19 protein-coding genes are annotated in these 19,275 nt (G+C 68.8%); 13 read left to right on the top strand and 6 right to left on the bottom strand.

Annotated features, from left to right (window positions below):
• Positions 1 to 119: 119 nt before the first annotated feature.
• Positions 120 to 554: a phosphoribosyltransferase family protein gene (locus tag ABT313_RS40070; protein ID WP_350865433.1), complete on the top strand. Its 435-nt coding sequence runs from the start codon at positions 120 to 122 to the stop codon at positions 552 to 554.
• Here ABT313_RS40070 and ABT313_RS40065 read toward each other — a convergent pair.
• On the bottom strand, positions 551 to 1,021 hold the full coding sequence (locus ABT313_RS40065; RefSeq protein WP_350865430.1) for a GNAT family N-acetyltransferase: 471 nt from the start codon (positions 1,019 to 1,021) through the stop codon (positions 551 to 553). The two genes, ABT313_RS40070 and ABT313_RS40065, sit on opposite strands and share 4 nt — an antisense overlap.
• A 233-nt stretch (positions 1,022 to 1,254) precedes the next feature.
• Here ABT313_RS40065 and dnaK point away from each other — a divergent pair, with 233 nt between their 5' ends.
• The 5 genes from dnaK to ABT313_RS40040 all read left to right on the top strand — a co-directional run bounded on the left by dnaK (position 1,255) and on the right by ABT313_RS40040 (position 6,306).
• Entirely contained in the window at positions 1,255 to 3,120 is a 1,866-nt protein-coding gene (gene dnaK / locus ABT313_RS40060) for a molecular chaperone DnaK (RefSeq protein ID WP_350865427.1), read from the top strand.
• The gene (gene grpE, locus ABT313_RS40055; protein WP_350865425.1) at positions 3,117 to 3,824 is read left to right on the top strand and encodes a nucleotide exchange factor GrpE; all 708 of its coding nucleotides are present in this window, start codon (positions 3,117 to 3,119) and stop codon (positions 3,822 to 3,824) included. The genes dnaK and grpE overlap by 4 nt, the downstream gene beginning before the upstream one ends.
• Positions 3,825 to 3,854: 30 nt before the next feature.
• Positions 3,855 to 5,027: a molecular chaperone DnaJ gene (dnaJ, locus tag ABT313_RS40050; RefSeq protein WP_350865422.1), complete on the top strand. Its 1,173-nt coding sequence runs from the start codon at positions 3,855 to 3,857 to the stop codon at positions 5,025 to 5,027.
• Positions 5,027 to 5,482, top strand: a complete 456-nt coding sequence (locus ABT313_RS40045; RefSeq protein WP_134110498.1) for a heat shock protein transcriptional repressor HspR — start codon at positions 5,027 to 5,029, stop codon at positions 5,480 to 5,482. Before dnaJ ends, ABT313_RS40045 begins: the two co-directional genes overlap by 1 nt.
• Positions 5,483 to 5,769: 287 nt before the next feature.
• Positions 5,770 to 6,306, top strand: a complete 537-nt coding sequence (locus ABT313_RS40040) for a GNAT family N-acetyltransferase (RefSeq protein WP_350865418.1) — start codon at positions 5,770 to 5,772, stop codon at positions 6,304 to 6,306.
• Here the strand turns inward: ABT313_RS40040 and ABT313_RS40035 are convergent.
• Positions 6,273 to 7,448: a glycosyltransferase 87 family protein gene (locus tag ABT313_RS40035; protein WP_350865415.1), complete on the bottom strand. Its 1,176-nt coding sequence runs from the start codon at positions 7,446 to 7,448 to the stop codon at positions 6,273 to 6,275. The two genes, ABT313_RS40040 and ABT313_RS40035, sit on opposite strands and share 34 nt — an antisense overlap.
• 167 nt (positions 7,449 to 7,615) lie before the next feature.
• Here ABT313_RS40035 and ABT313_RS40030 point away from each other — a divergent pair, with 167 nt between their 5' ends.
• The 3 genes from ABT313_RS40030 to clpB all read left to right on the top strand — a co-directional run bounded on the left by ABT313_RS40030 (position 7,616) and on the right by clpB (position 12,925).
• A complete protein-coding gene (locus ABT313_RS40030) occupies positions 7,616 to 9,523 on the top strand; it encodes a sensor histidine kinase (protein ID WP_350865412.1) in 1,908 nt (635 codons plus the stop codon).
• A complete protein-coding gene (locus tag ABT313_RS40025; RefSeq protein WP_350865409.1) occupies positions 9,520 to 10,182 on the top strand; it encodes a response regulator in 663 nt (220 codons plus the stop codon). Before ABT313_RS40030 ends, ABT313_RS40025 begins: the two co-directional genes overlap by 4 nt.
• A 166-nt stretch (positions 10,183 to 10,348) precedes the next feature.
• Positions 10,349 to 12,925 (top strand): ATP-dependent chaperone ClpB, encoded by a 2,577-nt coding sequence (clpB, locus tag ABT313_RS40020; protein WP_350865406.1) that lies wholly within the window; start codon positions 10,349 to 10,351, stop codon positions 12,923 to 12,925.
• A gap of 41 nt (positions 12,926 to 12,966) precedes the next feature.
• On the opposite strand, the gene ABT313_RS40015 is transcribed toward clpB, so the two are convergent.
• On the bottom strand, positions 12,967 to 13,524 hold the full coding sequence (locus tag ABT313_RS40015; protein ID WP_350865403.1) for a dihydrofolate reductase family protein: 558 nt from the start codon (positions 13,522 to 13,524) through the stop codon (positions 12,967 to 12,969).
• Between the two features lie 65 nt (positions 13,525 to 13,589).
• On the opposite strand from ABT313_RS40015, the gene ABT313_RS40010 reads away from it, so the two are divergent.
• Positions 13,590 to 14,192, top strand: coding sequence for a hypothetical protein (locus ABT313_RS40010; protein ID WP_350865401.1), 603 nt, complete (start codon positions 13,590 to 13,592; stop codon positions 14,190 to 14,192).
• Here the strand turns inward: ABT313_RS40010 and ABT313_RS40005 are convergent.
• The gene (locus tag ABT313_RS40005) at positions 14,168 to 14,617 is read right to left on the bottom strand and encodes a GNAT family N-acetyltransferase (RefSeq protein WP_350865398.1); all 450 of its coding nucleotides are present in this window, start codon (positions 14,615 to 14,617) and stop codon (positions 14,168 to 14,170) included. The genes ABT313_RS40010 and ABT313_RS40005 overlap by 25 nt on opposite strands.
• 108 nt (positions 14,618 to 14,725) lie before the next feature.
• Between ABT313_RS40005 and ABT313_RS40000 the strand changes: the two genes are divergently transcribed.
• The gene (locus tag ABT313_RS40000; RefSeq protein WP_350865396.1) at positions 14,726 to 15,190 is read left to right on the top strand and encodes a hypothetical protein; all 465 of its coding nucleotides are present in this window, start codon (positions 14,726 to 14,728) and stop codon (positions 15,188 to 15,190) included.
• A 96-nt stretch (positions 15,191 to 15,286) separates the two neighbouring features.
• Positions 15,287 to 15,886: a hypothetical protein gene (locus ABT313_RS39995; RefSeq protein WP_350865393.1), complete on the top strand. Its 600-nt coding sequence runs from the start codon at positions 15,287 to 15,289 to the stop codon at positions 15,884 to 15,886.
• Positions 15,887 to 16,009: 123 nt separating this feature from the next.
• On the opposite strand, the gene ABT313_RS39990 is transcribed toward ABT313_RS39995, so the two are convergent.
• Together ABT313_RS39990 and ABT313_RS39985 are read right to left on the bottom strand one after the other, a co-directional pair.
• Positions 16,010 to 17,161, bottom strand: coding sequence for a pyridoxal phosphate-dependent aminotransferase (locus ABT313_RS39990; protein ID WP_350865390.1), 1,152 nt, complete (start codon positions 17,159 to 17,161; stop codon positions 16,010 to 16,012).
• Positions 17,162 to 17,164: 3 nt separating this feature from the next.
• Positions 17,165 to 17,596, bottom strand: a complete 432-nt coding sequence (locus ABT313_RS39985) for a MarR family winged helix-turn-helix transcriptional regulator (protein ID WP_350865386.1) — start codon at positions 17,594 to 17,596, stop codon at positions 17,165 to 17,167.
• Between the two features lie 112 nt (positions 17,597 to 17,708).
• Between ABT313_RS39985 and ABT313_RS39980 the strand changes: the two genes are divergently transcribed.
• Positions 17,709 to 19,265 carry an MFS transporter gene (locus tag ABT313_RS39980; protein WP_350865383.1) on the top strand — a complete coding sequence of 519 codons (1,557 nt, stop codon included), beginning with the start codon at positions 17,709 to 17,711 and terminating at the stop codon, positions 19,263 to 19,265.
• The last annotated feature ends 10 nt before the right edge of the window (positions 19,266 to 19,275 follow it).

The following is a 19,275-nucleotide window of genomic DNA, read 5'->3' as shown; positions in this document are numbered from 1 at the left end:
GCCATGCTGAGAGCATGACTGGTTTGAGCGAACGGCTGCGTGAAGCATTTGAGTGGCGGACGGACCGCGGGGCGTGAAGTAGATACGCCGACGTCACCGGGTGGTGGCGGGATGGGGAGTTGCTTCGGGAGATTGGGCCTGCGCTGGGTGGGTTGTACGACGAGATGCCGACGGTGGTGCTGGGGCCGGTGTCGCGGGGGTCGTTGGTGGGGGCTTTGACGGCGGCTGCGCTGGGGGTTGGGTTCGTCGAGATGCGGAAGGACGCTGAGCCGGCGGTCGACAGCGATCGGTGGTTACGCCGTACGAGTGGGCCCGACTACCTGGATCGGCATGTCGTCTTCGGGTTCCGGCGCGACCTGATCCGGTCGGGCGATCGTGTCCTGTTCACGGACGACTGGGTGGATACCGGTGCGACGGCGCTGACCGCGCGGGCGTTGGTGGAGGCGGCCGGCGCGCGCTGGATCGGGGCGGCGTGCATCGTCGACGGGCTGACCGAACCGCGGCTCCGGCGTGAGCTGCCCGTCCGGGCGCTGGTCGACGTACGACGGCTCTAGTCGGCCAGTTCTTTGGTGAGGAGGAAGGCGGGGGTGCCGTCGGGGAGGGGCTGCTTGCCTATTTCGATGTAGCCGCGGGTGGTGTGGAAGGTGAGGGCGCCGTCGTCGAGGGGGTGGGTGCGGACGCGGGTGACCGCGCGGTCGAACGGCTTGGCAGCGCGTTCGATGGCGCGGTAGACCTGGGAGCCGATGCCCTCGCGGCGGTGTTCGGTCGCGACGACGATCCGCTCGATCAGCAGGAAGCGGTTCGCGTACGTCTGGGTGAACCAGTCGAACTCGAGGCCGTCGTACGCCGAACCCGGGGTGAAGGTCAGCACGAACCCGGCGGGCTTGCCGTCGAGGTCGATGATCGCGGCGTGCGCGGCGATCAGCCGGAGCCAGTCCAGGCGGTCGGCGCCGAGGGGATCGACGAGGCCGGCGGCGGCGTTGTTCAGCGCGAGGACCGCGCCGTAGTCGGCGGGGGTCATCGGGCGGAGTTTCACAGGAACCAGCGTCCCATGGAAAACGTTTACTTCGGGAGGGGTCTCCCTGGCCGCACCCTGGACCGGACCCCGAAATTCGGACCCGCCCTTGGGAATGACCTGGGCGGTGTGCAATGTTGAGCCTAGTGAACTCAAGTTTGTTCAGTCACGGATTTGAAACCGAGGCGGACGAACGGCAACATTGAGTCTGCATCACTCAACTTCGTGGAGGTAACAGAATGGCCCGCGCGGTCGGAATCGATCTCGGTACGACGAACTCCGTCATCGCCGTACTGGAAGGTGGCGAGCCCACCGTCATCCCCAACGCCGAGGGAGCGCGCACGACGCCCTCGGTGGTGGCTTTCGCCAAGAACGGCGAGGTCCTGGTCGGCGAGGTGGCGAAGCGCCAGGCCACCACGAACGTCGACCGCACCATCCGCTCCGTCAAGCGTCACATGGGTGAGAGCTGGAGCGTCGACATCGACGGCAAGAAGTTCACCCCCCAGCAGATCAGCGCGTTCGTGCTGCAGAAGCTGAAGCGGGACGCCGAGGCGTACCTCGGGGAGCAGGTCACGGACGCGGTCATCACCGTGCCCGCCTACTTCTCCGACGCGCAGCGCCAGGCGACCAAGGAGGCCGGCGAGATCGCGGGCCTGAAGGTGCACCGGATCGTCAACGAGCCGACCGCGGCCGCGCTCGCCTACGGCCTGGACAAGGGCACCGAGCAGACCATCCTGGTCTTCGACCTCGGTGGCGGCACGTTCGACGTGTCGCTGCTGGAGATCGGCGACGGCGTCTTCGAGGTGAAGGCGACCAGCGGTGACAACCACCTCGGTGGTGACGACTGGGACGCCCGGATCGTCCAGTGGCTGGTGACCCAGTTCAAGAACAAGAACGGCACCGACCTGTCCGGCGACAAGATGGCCATGCAGCGCCTCTCCGAGGCCGCCGAGAAGGCCAAGATCGAGCTGTCCGCCGCGGCCGAGACCACGATCCACCTGCCGTACCTGAGCCTGACCGAGTCCGGCCCGCTGCACCTGGAGGAGAAGCTCTCCCGGGCAGAGTTCCAGAAGATGACCAACGACCTGCTCGAGCGCGCCCGCGCGCCGTTCAAGGCCGTCATCAACGACGCCGGCATCGACGTGTCGAAGATCGACCACGTGATCCTGGTCGGCGGTTCGACCCGGATGCCCGCGGTGGCCGACCTGGTCAAGGAGCTGACCGGTGGCAAGGACCCGAACAAGGGCGTGAACCCGGACGAGGTCGTCGCGGTCGGCGCCTCCCTGCAGGCCGGTGTGCTGAAGGGTGAGGTCAAGGACGTCCTGCTGCTCGACGTGACCCCGCTGAGCCTGGGGATCGAGACCAAGGGCGGCGTGTTCACCAAGATCATCGAGCGCAACACCACGATCCCGACCAAGGGTTCGGAGATCTTCACCACGGCCGAGGACAACCAGCCGTCGGTGATGATCCAGGTCTACCAGGGCGAGCGCGAGATGGCCCGCGACAACAAGTCGCTCGGCAACTTCGAGCTGACCGGCCTGCCGCCGGCGCCGCGGAACGTGCCGCAGATCGAGGTCACCTTCGACATCGACGCGAACGGCATCGTGCACGTGAACGCCAAGGACCTGGCCACCGGCAAGGAGCAGCGGATGACGGTCACGGGCGGCTCCGCGCTGCCGAAGACCGACATCGACCAGATGGTCCGCGACGCCGAGCAGTACGCCGAGGAGGACCGGCAGCGCCGCGAGGCGGTCGAGAACCGCAACCAGGCCGAGAGCCTGGTCTACCAGACCGAGAAGTTCCTGCAGGAGAACGAGGACAAGGTCCCCGACGACGTCAAGACCGAGGTCAAGGACGCTGTCGCGGAGCTGAAGAAGGCCCTCGAGGGTGACGACGCCGAGGCGATCAAGGCCTCCTCGGAGAAGCTCGCCCAGTCCAGCCAGAAGATGGGCGCCGCGATGTACGCGAACGCGCAGGCTGCCGGCGGCCAGGCCGACGACAGCGCCACTTCCGACGACGCGAGCTCGAGCAGCAACGACGACGACGTCGTCGACGCCGAGATCGTGGACGAGGACCGGCCGCAGGACAAGACGGAGGACAAGTGACGGATCGACCCACTGGCAGCGAGTTCGGTGACGGCGAGCCCGTCGTCCGGGACAAGCGCCGGATCGACCCGGACACCGGCGCGGCGCGGGAGACTGCGGATTCGTCCGCGGCTCCCGCGCCCGGCGCCCGGCCGGGTACGCCGGGCACCCCGGGCGCACAGCCGCCCCGGGACCCGTCCGACCTGGTCGGTCCGTCCGCCCAGGAGGCTCTGTTGACCGAAGCGCTCGCGGAGCGTACGGCGGACCTGCAGCGACTGCAGGCCGAGTACGTCAACTACAAGCGCCGCGTCGACCGGGACCGGGAGGCGTCGCGGGAGCTGGTGATCGGCTCGGTCCTGACCGAGCTGCTCGGCACGCTCGACGACGTCGGCCGGGCCCGCGAGGCGGGTGAGCTCGAGGGTGCGTTCAAGGCGGTCGCGGAATCGCTGGAGCGCGTCACCGAGAAGCTCGGCCTGGTGAAGTTCGGCGAGAAGGGCGACACCTTCGACCCGCGGATCCACGAGGCCCTGCTGCACAACTACTCCGACGAGGTCGACGGTCCGACCGCGACGATGATCATGCAACCGGGCTACCGGCTCGGCGAGCGGGTCCTGCGCGCGGCCCGGGTGGCCGTGTCGGAGCCGACCGAACAACTGCCGGCCGACGCGAAGGCCGACGTACCGGCGGAGAGCACAGATGATGACGCGGACAGGTCCGCGCAGTAGTAACGACCACGACGGGAGGGGAGGCGTCAGATGAGCACGAAGGACTGGCTCGAGAAGGACTTCTACAAGGTTCTCGGCGTCTCCAAGACCGCCGAGGCCGACGAGATCAAGAAGTCCTACCGCAAGCTGGCGCGCAAGTACCACCCCGATTCCAACGCCGGTGACGCGTCCGCGGAGGCCAAGTTCAAGGAGGTCTCCGAGGCGTACGACGTCGTCGGCGACCCGAAGAAGCGCAAGGAGTACGACGAGGCGCGCCGGCTGTTCGGCAGCGGCGGCTTCCGGATGCCGGGCGGCGGCAGCCAGGGCGGCGGCGGGTTCAACTTCGACGTCGGCGACCTGTTCAACCGCGGCGGCTCCGGCAGCACCGGCGGCGGGCTCGGCGACATCCTGGGCGGCATGTTCGGCGGCGGTGGCCAGCGCACGACCACCTCGACGACGGCCCGTCCGCGGCGCGGCCAGGACATCGAGACCGAGGCGACGATCGAGTTCGCCGAGGCCGTGAACGGCGTCACGGTCGGGCTCCGGATGACCAGCGACGCGCCCTGCCCGACCTGTCACGGGACGGGTGCGAAGTACGGCACGGTGCCGAAGGTCTGCCTGAAGTGCGAAGGCACGGGTATGCAGACCTCGGTGCAGGGCGGCGTGTTCGCCATGACCGAGCCGTGCACCGAGTGCAAGGGTCGCGGCCTGGTCGTCGACCAGCCGTGCGAGACCTGCCACGGCTCCGGCCGCGGCCAGTCGAGCAAGACCATGCAGGTCCGCATCCCCGCGGGCGTGCAGGACAACCAGCGGATCCGGCTCAAGGGCAAGGGCGCGGCCGGCGAACGGGGTGGCCCCGCGGGTGACCTCTACGTCACCGTGCACGTGAAGTCCCACCGGATCTTCGGCCGCCAGGGCGAGCACCTGACGCTGAACGTCCCGGTGAGTTTCACCGAGGCGGCGCTGGGTGCCGAGATCAAGGTTCCGACCCTGGACGGCCTGCCCGTCACGGTCCGGATCCCGGCCGGTACGGCGAACGGCAGCAAGCTGCGCGTCCGCGGCAAGGGATCGGTCCGGCGGGACGGGACCAAGGGAGATCTGCTCCTCACGCTCGAGGTGCAGGTTCCGCACGAGTTGACCGACGAGCAGAAGGAAAAGCTGCAGGAGTTCAACTCCGCGTCGGATCATCCTGATCTGCGGGCCGGGTTGTTCGGGAGTTCGTGATGGGTATCCCGTTCAGCCAGGTGCCGACCTGGGACGACCGCACCCCGATCTACGTGATCTCGGTGGCGGCCCAGCTGGCCGGCATGCACCCGCAGACGTTGCGCCAGTACGACCGGCTCGGCCTGGTGGTGCCGAGCCGGGCGTCCGGCCGCGGCCGGCGGTACTCGGCGTACGACGTGGCGAAGCTGCGCTACGTGCAGCACCTGTCCCAGGAAGAGGGCATCAACCTCGCGGGAATTCGCCACATCCTCGCGCTACAGTCGGAGGTGGAGGACCTGCGTCAGCGGGTCAACCAGCTTCTGGCCGAGGTTCAACGCGGTGTCGGCGCCTCCCGGCGCACCGCCACCAGCCGGGTCTTCTCGGCCGGTCCAGCCGGCGACGTGATCGCCATGGGCCGGCAGCAGACCACGACACGATGGATCCGCACCCAGCCACTGGAACTCGGCTCGCGCTGATCCTTCACCCCGGGGGTTTCACCTGACCACCGGAGGTACTCCGAAACCCACCCTCGGAGGCCTCCGGCTCCGGTGGAGGGCCGTCGTTCCCCCGCGACGCCTCCACAGTCGAAGGCGCGTCATTCCCCCCGGCGCCCTTCGACCCCCGCGGGGTGGTCCGTCATGGACCGCCCTGCGGCCTCTTCGCCAGAGCCTCCGGCCGGACCGGCCGGAGGCTCTGCGTGCGTTCATCCGCCGGACATCCCAGAACCTGTTGTCTGCGGCCACGGACCGCATACTCTGGCGAGGTGACGCTGAAGCTGGAGACGGACCGGCTGCTGATCCGGGACTGGGAGGAAGACGACGCCGACGCCGCGCTGGAGATCTTTGGCTCCGCCGACGTGGCGCCCTGGCTGTCACCGGCCATCGACAAGGTGCCGGACGCCGCGACCATGCGGTTGATCCTGCAGTCCTGGATCGAGGCCCAGCCGAACTTCGTGGTCCCGGCCGGCCGCTGGGCGGTCGTGCGTCGCGACGACGGCGAGCTCGTCGGTGCCCTGCTGATCCGGCTGCTCCCGCCGTACGAGGAGGATCTGGAGATCGGCTGGCAGCTGAGACCGAGCGCCTGGGGCAACGGCTATGCGACCGAGGCCAGCCGCGGGCTGATGAGCTGGGCGTTCAAGGAGGGCGACGTCGACGAGCTGTTCGCGGTCGCCCGCCCGAACAACAAGCGCGCGATAGCGACCGCGACCCGCCTCGGCATGCAGTGGGTCGGCGAGACCGACAAGTACTACGACCTGAACCTGCAGGTCTACCGGATGCGGGCTTCGGAGTTCAGCCGCTGAGCCTTCACCATCAGCACCAACGCCGAGATCAGGTAGGCGTTGGCCACCACGCTCTGCCAGGCGTTGTAGTGGAACTCCTGGTCGTGCGCGAACGGCAGCCACCAGACGATCCCGGTCGCGAACACACCCGTGATCACGAGCGAGCCTGCCGTTCGCCAGGACACCAACGCGGTCCGATGAGACCACAGCACCGCGACCGCGGGCACCGCCCACACCCAGTGGCCGGTCCAGGAGATGGGTGACACCAACAGTCCGGTGAGCGCGGTCACGACGACGGCCTCGAACGCCCAGCCGCGCTCGTGCAGCCGGCGGGCGAGCAGCATCCCGGCGACCCCGACGACAGTTGCCGCTAGCAACCACAGTGGCGCGGCCGCGGCCGAGCCCTGGGTCAGCCGGGCGATCAGGCCGCGCAACGACTGGTTCGCGATGTAGTGCGCGGGTCCCGGCCGGTCGGGGTCGAAGATGTACTTCGTCCAGAAGTCCACCGTCGCCTGCGGAATTACCAGGTACGCGACGACCATCGAGGCCACCGTCGTACCGGCCGCGACGGCTGCCTCCCGGTATCGCCGGGTGATCAGGAGGAACAGGATGAAGATCCCCGGCGTCAGCTTGATCCCGGTCGCGATGCCGACCAGGACGCCGCGGAACCGGCGTGGTACCGAGCCGGTCAGGTCGAGCATCAGCAACGCCAGCAGCACCAGGTTGATCTGGCCGAGGCCGAGTGTCGATCGGACCGGCTCGAACAGCAGCGCCGCGAACGCGACCACCACCGCGGCGACCGGCCCCCACCGCAAGGCCTTCGCCGTCGTCCAGCCGACCACGAGCAGCGACACCGCCGAGGCGAGCGTGATCATCACCTTGGCGACGCCGAGCCCCGCCGCCAGCGGCGCGAACACCAGCGCCGCGAACGGCGGGTAGGTGAACCCCAGGCCCATCCCCGGGAACTTGTGGTGCACGGTGTAGATGTCGTCGCCGTCGACCAGGCCGCGTGCGGCGGCGTAGTACACCCGGAGGTCACCCATGGTCGCCGACCACGGGTGCCAGACCAGCAGGCAGAGCACCGGCAACATCGTTGCCGCGAGCACCAGAACGGCTGTCGGCACCCGCCGCCGGACCCGCTCGGAAACCACGTTCGTCGTCATGGTTCCGACGATCCCGGCGACCCCGGGGCCGGCACATCGCCGCCGAGAGCCAACCGTTGTCGCCGCCGCGAGCCATCCGTATGCGGCCGGTGTCGCACTCGAGAGCGACCGGGGTGTCACTCCTGAGAGTGACGGCAGCGAGCCGCGCGGCCAGCACAATGGGTGCTGTGACCGGACGACTGCGTAACGGCCTGGCCGCCTGGTTCGACCGGCCGGCGGACGCTCGCATCGCCTGGCCGGACGTGGTCCTGGCGGTCCTCGTCACCGCGGCGGTCCAGTTCTGGGTGGTCCAGCGCGACGACTACTGGGTCTGGGGCCCGCGGTGGCTGATCGTCCTGGTTGCCTGGACGCCGTTGTTCGTCGCGGTCCGGCGCCTCGACCCGGCACTGGCGCTCGGTGGGCTGCTCGTCGGCGCGTACGGGATGTCGCTGCTGGCCGGCAGTATCGGCTGGCCGCTGTTCGCTGGTGCCCTGCTCGCCGCCTGGTATCTGCCGAAGCGCTGGGGGACCGTCACCGGTTTGGTCCTCGCCGCCGTTCTCACCGGGCTCCCGGTGCTGGCCGACCTGGCTCGCGCCGACCTGGTGTACCGCGTCTACCCCAACGTCTACACGCATTTCGCTTCCCAGGACGGCAGCACCACGACGATTGGCGGGATCACTGAGGCGTCCTTCGACCGGGTGCTGTACCACCACTGGCCGTGGTGGGCGTCGGTCGCCGTCCTGGCCACGGCCGTGCTGGCGACCGTGGTGCAGCGCCGTCGTGGCGTCGTCCCGGTACGGCGTACCACCGGGCAGTGGGTCGAGGACCTGCAGGCAGCCGCCCGGCCGCGGATCGACGGGTTCCCGGTCCAGGTGCTGGTCGCGGTCGCGCTCGCCGTACCGGTGCTGGTCGAGCTGACCTGGGACATCGGCCGCAACGGCAACTGGTGGACGGCGCCGCGATGGATGCCGTGGGCAATCGCCTTCACGCCGCTGACGCTGGTCGTCCGGCGGCGCTGGCCGGTGATCCCGATCGCGGTGCTCGGGGTGGTTGCCCTGGTGTCCTACTGGCAGACCAACGAGGTCTGGTCGCTGCTGCTCGCGCTCACGGTCGCGCTGCTGTCCCTCGGTACGTCGCCCCGCCCGCTGACGTGGACGATCCCCGGCGCCATCGTTGTGCTGGCCGCGTTGCCGACGATCGCGGAGCTCATCAGATACCGGCAGATGGTGTGGATCTTCCCGCGGATCAAGCACGACGGGTGGGACTTCGGCAGCTTCGGCGAGATCCACAACCGGACCTACGAGGACATCGTCGACCGTCAGTGGCCGTTGACCTGGTCGCTGATCCTGCTCGTGCCGTTGTGCGCGGGGATCGCGGTGCGGCTGTACCGGCGGAACCGGGAGGCGGCCCGGCGGGAGGTCGAGCTCGAGCGGGTCGCCGTCGAGCGCGAGGCCGAGCAGGTCGTGCTGACCGAGCGGTCGTACATCGCGCGGGACCTGCACGACGTGGTCGCCCACGCGGTGAACCTGATGGTGATCCAGGCCGAGACCGGCCCGGACCTGATCCGGCGCGGGGAAGCTGACGTCCTCGCCGGGTTCCAGCGGATCGGGGACGCCGGGCGGCGGGCGTTGAGTGAGCTGGACCGGCTGCTGTCCGCACTGCGCGACGAGGACGGCGTACCGGATCCGCAGTTGGCGCCGCAGCCTGACCTCGGCGATCTGTCACAGTTGGTGACGGACGTGTCGGAGGGTCACCTGCCGATCGCGCTCGAGGTCACCGGCGATTCCGGCCGGCCGCCGCAAGGGCAGCAGTTGGCGACGTACCGGCTGGTGCAGGAGGCGCTGACGAACGTGGTCCGGCACGCGACGGCGACGGCCGCGCGGGTGCTGGTCCGGATCGAGGAGACGGGGGTGCGGGTCGAGGTGACCGACGACGGGAGCGGGTTCGACGTCGCCGCGGCGGCGCGCGGCACCCGGCACGGGCTGGCCGGGATGCGCGAGCGGGTCCGGATCGAGGGCGGGACGCTGGACATCCGCAGTACGCCGGGGACCGGGACGACGGTCGCCGCCTGGTTCCCGGCCGGAGGTGGCCGGTGAACGACCGGCCGATCAAGGTGATGGTCGTCGACGACCAGGACCTGGTCCGGGACGGGATCGCGATGATCCTGGACGGCCAGCCCGATATCGAGGTGGTCGCGCAGGCGGTGGACGGCGCGGACGCCGTCCGGCAGTCGGCGGCGATCCTCGACCTGGCCGTGGTGCTGATGGACGTGCGGATGCCCGTCATGGACGGGATCGAGGCGACCCGGCGGCTGGCGGGCGGTCCGCGGGTGCTGATCCTGACCACCTTCGACCTGGACGAGTACGTGTACGACGCGCTCCGCGCCGGCGCCAGCGGCTTTCTGCTGAAGCGATCGTCGCGGGACGAGCTGATCAACGCGGTCCGGGTGATCGCGGCCGGCGACGCGCTGCTCGCTCCACCGGTGACTCGGCGGCTGATCGACCGCTTCGCCGACAGCGGTCCGGCGCCGGAGGTCGCGGCGAGCCTCGACGTACTGACCGCACGCGAGCAGGAGGTGCTCGTACTCGTCGCCAAGGGCAACTCGAACGCCGAGATCGCCGCCGAACTCCAGCTCACCGAGCACACGGTCAAAACTCACGTCAGCCGCATCCTCGCCAAATGCAACCTCCGCGACCGGGTCCAAGCCGTAATCCTCGCCTACAACGCAGGCCTGGTTACCGCAGGCCGCCGCTAACCCCGGCGGCGGACAGGTGCCACCTTGTGCCCCCGTGGCGCGGGTGGGGCTTCGGCGTGCCGGGGATCACCCGGAGAAATCCCCTAGAGTTGAGTGGAATGGACTCAACTTTGGATAAGTTGTACCTAGTGACTGTTGTTGCTGGAGCTTGAAAGGCTGGAAATAGATGGATGTTCAGCGGTTGACGACGCTGGCCCGGGAAACCCTGTCGGTCGCGATCCGTCAGACCTCCGCGGCGGGCAACCCGACCGTGGAACCGATTCACCTGCTCTCCGCGTTGCTAGCGCAGCCCGAGGGGACGACGATCGGTCTGCTCGAGGCAGCCGGCGGCGATATCGACGCCGTCCGGCAGAAGACCGCCGCGCAGCTGAGCCGGCTCCCGAAGGCGAGCGGCGGCAGCGTGCAGGCGCCGAGCCTGTCGCCGAAGACCGGCGACGTGCTGAACCAGGCAGAGCAGCGGGCCCTCGGACTCGGTGATGAATACGTATCCACCGAGCACTTGCTGGTTGCGCTCGCGACCGTCGAGGGTGCGGCCCAGACCGCGCTCGGCGTGACCGCGGACGCGCTGCTGCAGGCGTTCGACCAGATGCGGGGCAACCGCCGGATCACCTCCCCAGAGGCCGAAGGCACCACCAAGACGCTGGAGAAGTACGGCGTCGACCTGACCGAGCGGGCGCGCGACGGCAAGCTCGACCCCGTGATCGGGCGCGACTCCGAGATCCGGCGCGTGGTCCAGGTGCTGTCCCGCCGGACGAAGAACAACCCCGTGCTGATCGGTGAGCCCGGCGTCGGCAAGACCGCCGTCGTCGAGGGGCTGGCCCAGCGGATCGTGGCCGGTGACGTGCCCGAGTCGCTGCGCGGCCGCCGGCTGATCAGCCTGGACCTCGGTGCGATGGTCGCGGGTGCGAAGTACCGCGGTGAGTTCGAGGAGCGGCTGAAGGCCGTACTGACCGAGATCAAGGAGTCCGACGGTCAGATCATCACGTTCATCGACGAGCTGCACACCGTCGTCGGCGCCGGTGCGTCCGGCGAGGGCGCGATGGACGCCGGCAACATGCTGAAGCCGATGCTGGCCCGCGGTGAGCTCCGGATGATCGGCGCCACCACGCTGGACGAGTACCGGACGCGGATCGAGAAGGACCCGGCGCTGGAGCGTCGTTTCCAGCAGGTCTTCGTCGGTGAGCCGAGTGTCGAGGACTCGATCGCGATCCTGCGTGGCCTGAAGGAGCGGTACGAGGCGCACCACAAGGTCGCCATCTCCGACTCCGCCCTGGTCGCCGCGGCCACGTTGTCGCATCGCTACATCTCCGGCCGTCAGCTTCCCGACAAGGCGATCGACCTGGTCGACGAGGCCGCGTCCCGGCTGCGGATGGAGATCGACTCGTCCCCGGTCGAGATCGACTCGCTCCGACGTACCGTCGACCGGCTGAAGATGGAGGAGCTCGCGCTGTCCCGCGAGGACGACCCGTCGTCGCAGGAGCGGCTGGAGCGGCTGCGTGCCGACCTGGCCGACCGCGAGGAGGAGCTGCGCGCCCTCGAGGCCCGTTGGGATCGCGAGAAGTCCGGCCTGAACCGGGTCGGTGAGGTCAAGGAGCGCATCGACGAACTGCGCGGCCAGGCCGAGCGCGCCCAGCGCGACGGCGACCTGGAGACGGCGTCCCGGCTGCTGTACGGCGAGATCCCGCAGCTCACCAAGGAGCTCGAGGAGGCCGACGCGGAGGAGGAACTCGCCGAAGGTCCCGAGGCGATGGTCAACGAGGAGGTCGGTCCGACCGAGATCGCCGAGGTGATCGCGATGTGGACCGGGATCCCGACCGGGCGGCTGCTCGAGGGCGAGACCGGCAAGCTGCTCCGGATGGAGGACGAGCTGGGTCGCCGGCTGATCGGTCAGCGCGAGGCGGTCAAGGCCGTCAGCGACGCCGTACGGCGGGCGCGGGCCGGCATCTCCGACCCGGACCGGCCGACGGGTTCGTTCCTGTTCCTGGGCCCGACCGGTGTCGGTAAGACCGAGCTGGCCAAGGCGCTTGCGGACTTCCTGTTCGACGACGAGCGGGCGATGGTCCGGATCGACATGTCGGAGTACGGCGAGAAGCACAGCGTCGCGCGGCTGGTCGGCGCCCCACCCGGCTACGTCGGGTACGAAGAGGGCGGCCAGCTCACCGAGGCAGTGCGGCGGCGTCCGTACTCGGTGATCCTGCTCGACGAGGTCGAGAAGGCGCACCCCGAGGTCTTCGACATCCTGCTGCAGGTGCTGGACGACGGTCGGCTGACCGACGGCCAGGGTCGTACGGTCGACTTCCGCAACGTGATCCTGATCCTCACCAGCAACCTGGGTTCGGCGTACCTGGCCGACATGTCGCTGGACGAGAAGGCGAAGCGGGACCAGGTGATGGCGGTCGTGCGGCAGTCGTTCAAGCCGGAGTTCATCAACCGGCTGGACGAGATCGTGCTGTTCGACGCGCTCGGCAGCGAGGAGCTGACGCAGATCGTGGCGCTGCAGATCGCGGCGTTGCAGCGGCGGCTGGTCGACCGGCGGATCACGCTGGAGGTGGACGAAGGCGCGATGGAGTGGCTGGCGATGACCGGGTACGACCCGGTGTACGGCGCCCGTCCGCTGCGCCGGCTGGTCCAGTCCGCGATCGGTGACGAGCTGGCTCGCGGGTTGCTCGACGGCTCGGTTCGCGACGGCGAGACCGTCAAGGTCACCCTCAACGAGGCCAAGGACGCCCTCGAGGTGTCCTGACGAAAAGCAGGGTCCGGTCTTCACGACCGGGCCCTGCTTCGTCAGATCCGGTAGCTCAGGATCGTGACCCCGTTGTCCAACGCGGAGTGGCCGGCCAGGGTGAGCTTCGTCCCCGGAGTCCCGTCCGTGAACAGCTTCTGGCCCGTCCCCAGCAGGACCGGGTGCAGCATCAGGTCGAGCTCGTCGACCAGGTCGTTCTCGAGCAGGCTGCGCAGCAGGGCCGGGTTGCCGTACATGATGATGTCCCCGCCGTCCTGTTGCTTGAGCTGCTTCAGGGCGGCGATCGCGTCACCCTCCAGCAGCGTCGCGTTCCAGGTCAGCTCGCCTTTCAGGGTGGTCGAGGCAACGAGCTTCGGCAGCTCGCGCAACCGGTCCTCGTACGGGCCTTCGGCGTTGCCCCAGGCTGCCGCGAACATCTCATAGGTACGCCGTCCGCACAGGAAGTAGTCGCATCCGGCCAGCGCTTCGATGGACCTCCGGACCGATTCCTCGACGAAGTACGGCTGCGCCCAGCCGCCGTACGACGTACCGCTGTAACCGCCCGGATCCTCGGCGACCCCGTCGAGGGTGACGAGTGCCGAGGCGATGATCTTGCGCATGATTCTCCTTTCGTTCCTGGTGTAGACCGGCGGCGGAGCCGAAAGGAATCGGGGAGAATGGTGCGGTGACGCACTGGGTCAACACCACACACGACTGGGCAGCCTCGGTCGACCGGGCACATCTCGACGCGATCCTCGCCGACAGCGATCGGTACGCCCCGGGCGGCGTACTTCATCTGGTGCTGGAGGTGCTCGCCTATCCCGACGACGAGGCCGAGTCCGTCGGGCGTCGCGGGCAGTGCTCGGTGACGCTGCACGAGGACGGCTCGATCTCGATCGCGGACAACGGGCGGGGGACCGATACGCGGGTCGACCCGCAGGGGAACGTGGTGAAGAAGCCGGTGATGGCGACGAAGGACCTCCGCTTCTTCGACGACCCGGCCGCGCCGTTGCTCCCCGACGGTCATCCGCGGCGCGGGATGTCCGTTGTGGCCGCGCTCAGCGATTGGCTGGTGCATACGAATCGGCGCGTGAACGGGTCGTGGACGCAGCGTTATGAGGGCGGCATTCCGGTCACCGACCTCGAGCCGGTCCCGGGTGACGGCAGCACGGGTACGACGGTGCGCTTTCGGCCTACGTCGTACGCCGGCTTGACCGACCTCACGCCGTACCTGCGCTTCCCGCACCTGGACGTCACCGTGGATCAGAGGTCTTTGCGGAAGAAGTAGTTCGTGTGGCCGGGCGGGTAGTCGTGCTTCACGCCGTACTGCGTGTAGCCCGCCTTCCGGTAGAAGCCGGGCGCCTGGAAATCGAAGGTGGTGACGTCGGACCATCGGCAGCCGCGGCGGCGGGCTTCATCCTCGATCGACCGGAGCAGGGCGCTCCCCAGACCGAGGCCGCGCCTGGTCTCATCGACCCACATCGTGTCGATCGTCAGCCAGTGCCAGACCCGCTCGACCCGGCCGGCGCATCCGCCGTACATGGCGCCGTCCGGGCCTAGTGCAAACACTTGCACCGGCTCGGACTTGAGGTTCGCCGGCTCGAACCGCTCCCGGACGACCATCGACCGCGACTTGTTGTAGGCGACCAGGTGGTCGACCAGTTGATCCTCCAGCGCCGCGTCCGGGCCGGCTTGAAGTTCGAACTCGTCCACGTGATCACTGTCGTGGTTGCCGGCCTTGACGACAACGCATTTCCCGGAGCCCGCTTGGGTCATCTGGCAGGATCGGGGCGGGGGCAGGTGGAAGGAACTTCGGACCGAATGAGTGAGCAGCGCGGCGACCTGCCGGGCGAGGAGCGACCAGGACCGTACAGCGGTCTGTTCGGTGCGGCTCCGGACACGTACGGCTATCAGCTGACTCCGCCCAAGCAGGTGACAATCGCCTCGGTGATCGCGATCGGGCTGGGCGTGATGTGCCTGCTGCTCGCGATCCTCACGCTCACCTCGGCCGGCGACCAGATCTCCGAAGTACTCACCGGCTCCCGCGGCAACGCCCCGGTCGCGGTGGCGGCGGCGATGATCTGCGCGTTCATCTACCTCGTCCCCGCCCTGTACCTCCGCAAGCGCCGCCGCTGGTCCCGCTACATGCTGATCGCCGTCGCCGCCATGGGCATAGCCGGCGGCGTCATGGCCCTACCCGCCAGCATCCTCGGCCTGGCGATCCACGTAACCCTCCTGACCCTCATGCTCCAACGCCCCACCAAACTCTGGTTCGGGCGGCCGTAGCAGAGATCCGGATCTGCCCCCGGATGCCCCGGGATACCCCACGACACCTGTGGATAGTCGCAGTCCTGACTTCAGAAATTCCTGGACAATCCTCGGGTGTCCGATCCCGCCCACGAGTTCACCTTGTCCGCCTGGGTCGACGAATCGGTGATTATCGACGGGCTGCGGTGTCCGGGTGGGACTTACACGTTGGCAGCAGCTGTCGTCGAGACTGCCTCGGCGACACGAATGCGGGAGAGCCTGCGAGACCTGACACTGGCGAAAGGCGGTCGCCTGCACTGGGTCGACGAATCAGCCAAGCGTCGCGACCGCATTGCGGCGGCGATCGCGGATTTCGATCTGGCGGCAATCGTTGCCACCGGGTCGCCGGTTCATCGCTCCAAGCAGGAGCGAGCGCGACGCTGCTGCATGGAGCGCCTGTTCTACGAGTTGGCGCTGATCGGCGTCGACGAGGTCTGCCTGGAGTCCCGTACGAGCACGCCCGACGGGCGTGACCTCCGGCTGGTGGACTCCGCCCGAGACAAAGGCCTGATACCGCATGGATTCAGGGTCGGATTCGCGCGGCCGCGCGACGAGCCGATGCTGTGGATCCCGGATGCTGCTGCCGGGGCACTCACAGCGGCGCGGCTGGGCGAACCGCGCTGGCTGCTTGCGATGTCCGAAATCCTGACCGAGCACGAGGTTGTCGTGCGCTAGAAAGCGCGAAAGCTGGGTCCCATCCTCCGGTGGGGGTCCCAGCTTCACTTCTCACCAAGCAGCACCTGGCGAGCTGATACCAGTATCGCACACCTTGTGTGGGCTGTGCTGGCGGTGACGGTGTCAGAGTTTCTGTAGGCGGTTCAGGGCTTCTTGGAGGACTTCGGGTTGTTTGCAGAAGGCCCAGCGGACGAGGGGGCGGCCTAGGGAAGTGTTGTCGTAGAAGACTTGGTGGGGGATGGCTACTACGCCGGTTTTTTCGGGGAGCTGGCGGCAGAAGGTGATGCCGTCGGTGTGGCCCAGGGGGCGGATGTCGGTGGTGATGAAGTAGGTGCCGGCGGGGCGGTGGACCTCGAAGCCGAGGTCGGCCAGGCCGTCGGCGAGGAGGTCGCGGCGGGACTGGAGGTCGGCGCGCAGGGCGTCGAAGTAGTCGTTGCCTAGGGCAAGCGCGTTGGCGACGGCGGGCTGGAACGGCGCGCCGGAGGTGAACGTGAGGAACTGCTTCGCGGTGGTGACAGCGGTGACGACCTCGGGAGAGCCGGTCACCCACCCGATCTTCCAGCCGGTGACGGCGAAGGTCTTGCCGGCGCTGCTGATCGACACGGTGCGGTCCGCCATGCCGTCGTACGACGCGAGCGGCCGGTGCTGGAGCCCGTCGTACACCAGGTGTTCGTAGACCTCGTCGGTGATGACCACCAGATCGTGCTCGATCGCGACGTCGCGGATGCCTTGCAGTTCGAGGTCGGTGAGGACGGTGCCGGTCGGGTTGTGCGGTGAGTTGATCAGCAGGACCTTCGTCCGCGGCGTGACCGCGGCCCGCAGTTCGTCCAGATCCAGCCGGTACGACGGCGCCCGCAGCGTCACCGGAACCCGGCGCCCGCCCGCGAAGGCGATGCCGGCGGCGTACGAGTCGTAGTACGGCTCGAGCGCGATCACCTCGTCGCCCGGCTCCACGAACGCGAGCAGCGCCGCCGCGACCGCCTCGGTGGCGCCGGTGGTGACCAGGACCTGCGTGTCCGGGTCGTACGCGAGGTCGTAGAACCGCTTCTGGTGATCCGCGATCGCCTGCCGCAGCGCGGGTACGCCGCGAGCCGGCGGGTACTGGTTCGCGCCCGCGCGGATCGCCGCGATCGCGTCCTCGAGCAACGAGTCCGGCCCGTCGCGGTCCGGGAACCCCTGACCGAGGTTGACCGACCCGGTCGCCACCGCGCGCGCGGACATCTCGGCGAAGATCGTCGTACCCAGCCCGTCCAACCGCTCAGCATGTGCGCGCATCAATCAACCTTCGACGGCCGCGACCATGTGTGCAAGCCAGGCGCGCGCGGCCGAGCGGTCGGTTGCGCTGAACGACGCCTCGAGTTCGTCCTCGACCTTGCGGATCGCCGGGGTCGCCTCGTCGAGTCGACGGGCTCCGGCGTCGGTCAGGTGTACCTGCTGGGTACGCCGGTCCTTCGGGTTCGGCCTGCGCTCGACCAGGCCGGCCCGCTCCATCCCGGTGATCAGCTCGTTCGCGGACTGCCGCGTGGTGCCGACCACCCGGCCGACGTCGGCGACGGTCAGGCCCGGATCCTTCCGCACGCAGAGCAGCGTCCCGTACTGCTGCACCGACAGCCCGTGCTCGTCGAGCGCCTCGGCGAGCACGGACCGCATGCTCAGCCAGGCGTGCCGGACGAGGAACGTCACGCAGCCGTCGTCGCGATAGGAGTCCATGCTCCCCATTCTGCCCGGGTCCGCGAGTGGACACGAAAAGGAGATTGACAGGTTCCTGTCAATCGAGGATGATCGAGATCTCGTCAGGGTCCTGACAATTATAGGAGACTTCGTGTCCTCGATCGACCTCATCCCCGAGCGGCGGCAACGCCGCATCCTCGCCATCCTGGTCGTCTCGGCCGTCCTGATCTGGATCGACTCGACCGTTCTCGGTATCGCTCTCGAACGCCTGGCCGACCCCGTCGACGGCCTCGGCGCCACGCCCGGCCAGCTCCAGTGGGCCGTCGGCATCTATTCACTGCTCTTCGCCACCGCCCTGTTCCTGGCCGGTGCTCTTGGCGACCGCTTCGGTCACCGCACCATCCTGATGCTCGGTCTGCTGATCTTCGGCGGCGCCTCGGCCTGGGCCGCCTGGGCCACCGGCCCGGTCGCGCTCGTCCTGGCCCGCGCGGCGATGGGCCTCGGCGGCGCGCTGATCATGCCGACGTCGATGGCGATCATCGGCTGGACCTTCCCGCCGGAACGCCGGGCCGGCGCGATCGCGATCTGGGGCTCGTCGGCCGGGGTCGGCGTCGCTGTCGGTCCGGTGCTCGGCGGCCTGCTGATCGACCACTTCTGGTGGGGCTCGGTCTTCACCATCAACCTGCCGATCGTCGCGTTCGGCCTGGTCGGCGCCGCCCTCGTTCTGCCGAACCCGCGAAGCCCGCAGCGCCGCCGGCTCGACCCGCTCGGCCTCGGCCTGTCCACCCTCGGTCTGCTCGGCCTCTCGTACGGGCTGATCGAGGGCGGCCACCAGGGCGGCTGGAACCGCTGGCAGGTCTGGGCGAGTATCGCGGCCGGACTCGTCCTGCTCGCCGGATTCATCTTCTCCGAATGGCGGGAGCGGCAGCCGAGCTTCGATCCGCGGCTGTTCCGCAACCGCCGATTCGCGGCCGGCAACTTCACTCTGGCGGTCGTATTCCTCCTGCTGACAGGCCAGAGCTTCTACCTCGCCTTCTACTTGCAGGGCGCTCGCGGGATGAGCGCGCTGTCGGCCGGCCTGATGTCGTTGCCTGCAGCAAGCGGTGTCATCGTCGGCTCCCAGCTGGGTTCGAGGCTGGCAGCCCGGTACGGCGTGGCCAAGGTCTCCGGTACGGCGGTCTTCGTACTGGCCGCCTGCTCCTCGATGAACCTGCTGTACGACGTGGACACCTCACTCGTCTGGATCGGCGTGGTCGGCGCACTCGTTGGCCTGTCCATCGGTATGACCACGGCTCCGACCACGACCGCAGTACTTGCGACGCTGCCGCTCGATCGGATGGGCGCCGGCTCGGCCGTCAACAACGTCCTTCGCCAGGTCGGCAGCGTGCTCGGTGTCGCCATTCTCGGCACGATCGTCTCGTCGACGTACCAGCATCGGATCGCGCCGTCGCTGGTGGGCCTCCCGGATGCGGCCGGTACGTCGGCCGAGGCGACCCGGCACGTGGCGGGCACGCTCGGCCGCCCCGAGCTGGTGACGGCCGCGAACGACGCGTTCATCCACGCCATGCACGTCGCGGCCCTCGTCGGTGCCGGCATCGTCCTGGTCGGCGCGATCGTGCTGGTGCTCGCGTTCCGGATCCCCACGCCATCACAATCACCGGATCCGCGGGCCGGTGAGCCTGAACCCGCGGATGCCGGGCGATTGTGAGGGGCTGAGG

Source organism: Kribbella sp. NPDC000426, assembly GCF_040300265.1.
Classification (GTDB): Bacteria; Actinomycetota; Actinomycetes; order Propionibacteriales; family Kribbellaceae; genus Kribbella.
The sequence above is the reverse complement of the archived record's forward strand: the minus strand, read 5'-3'. Positions and strand labels throughout refer to the sequence as shown.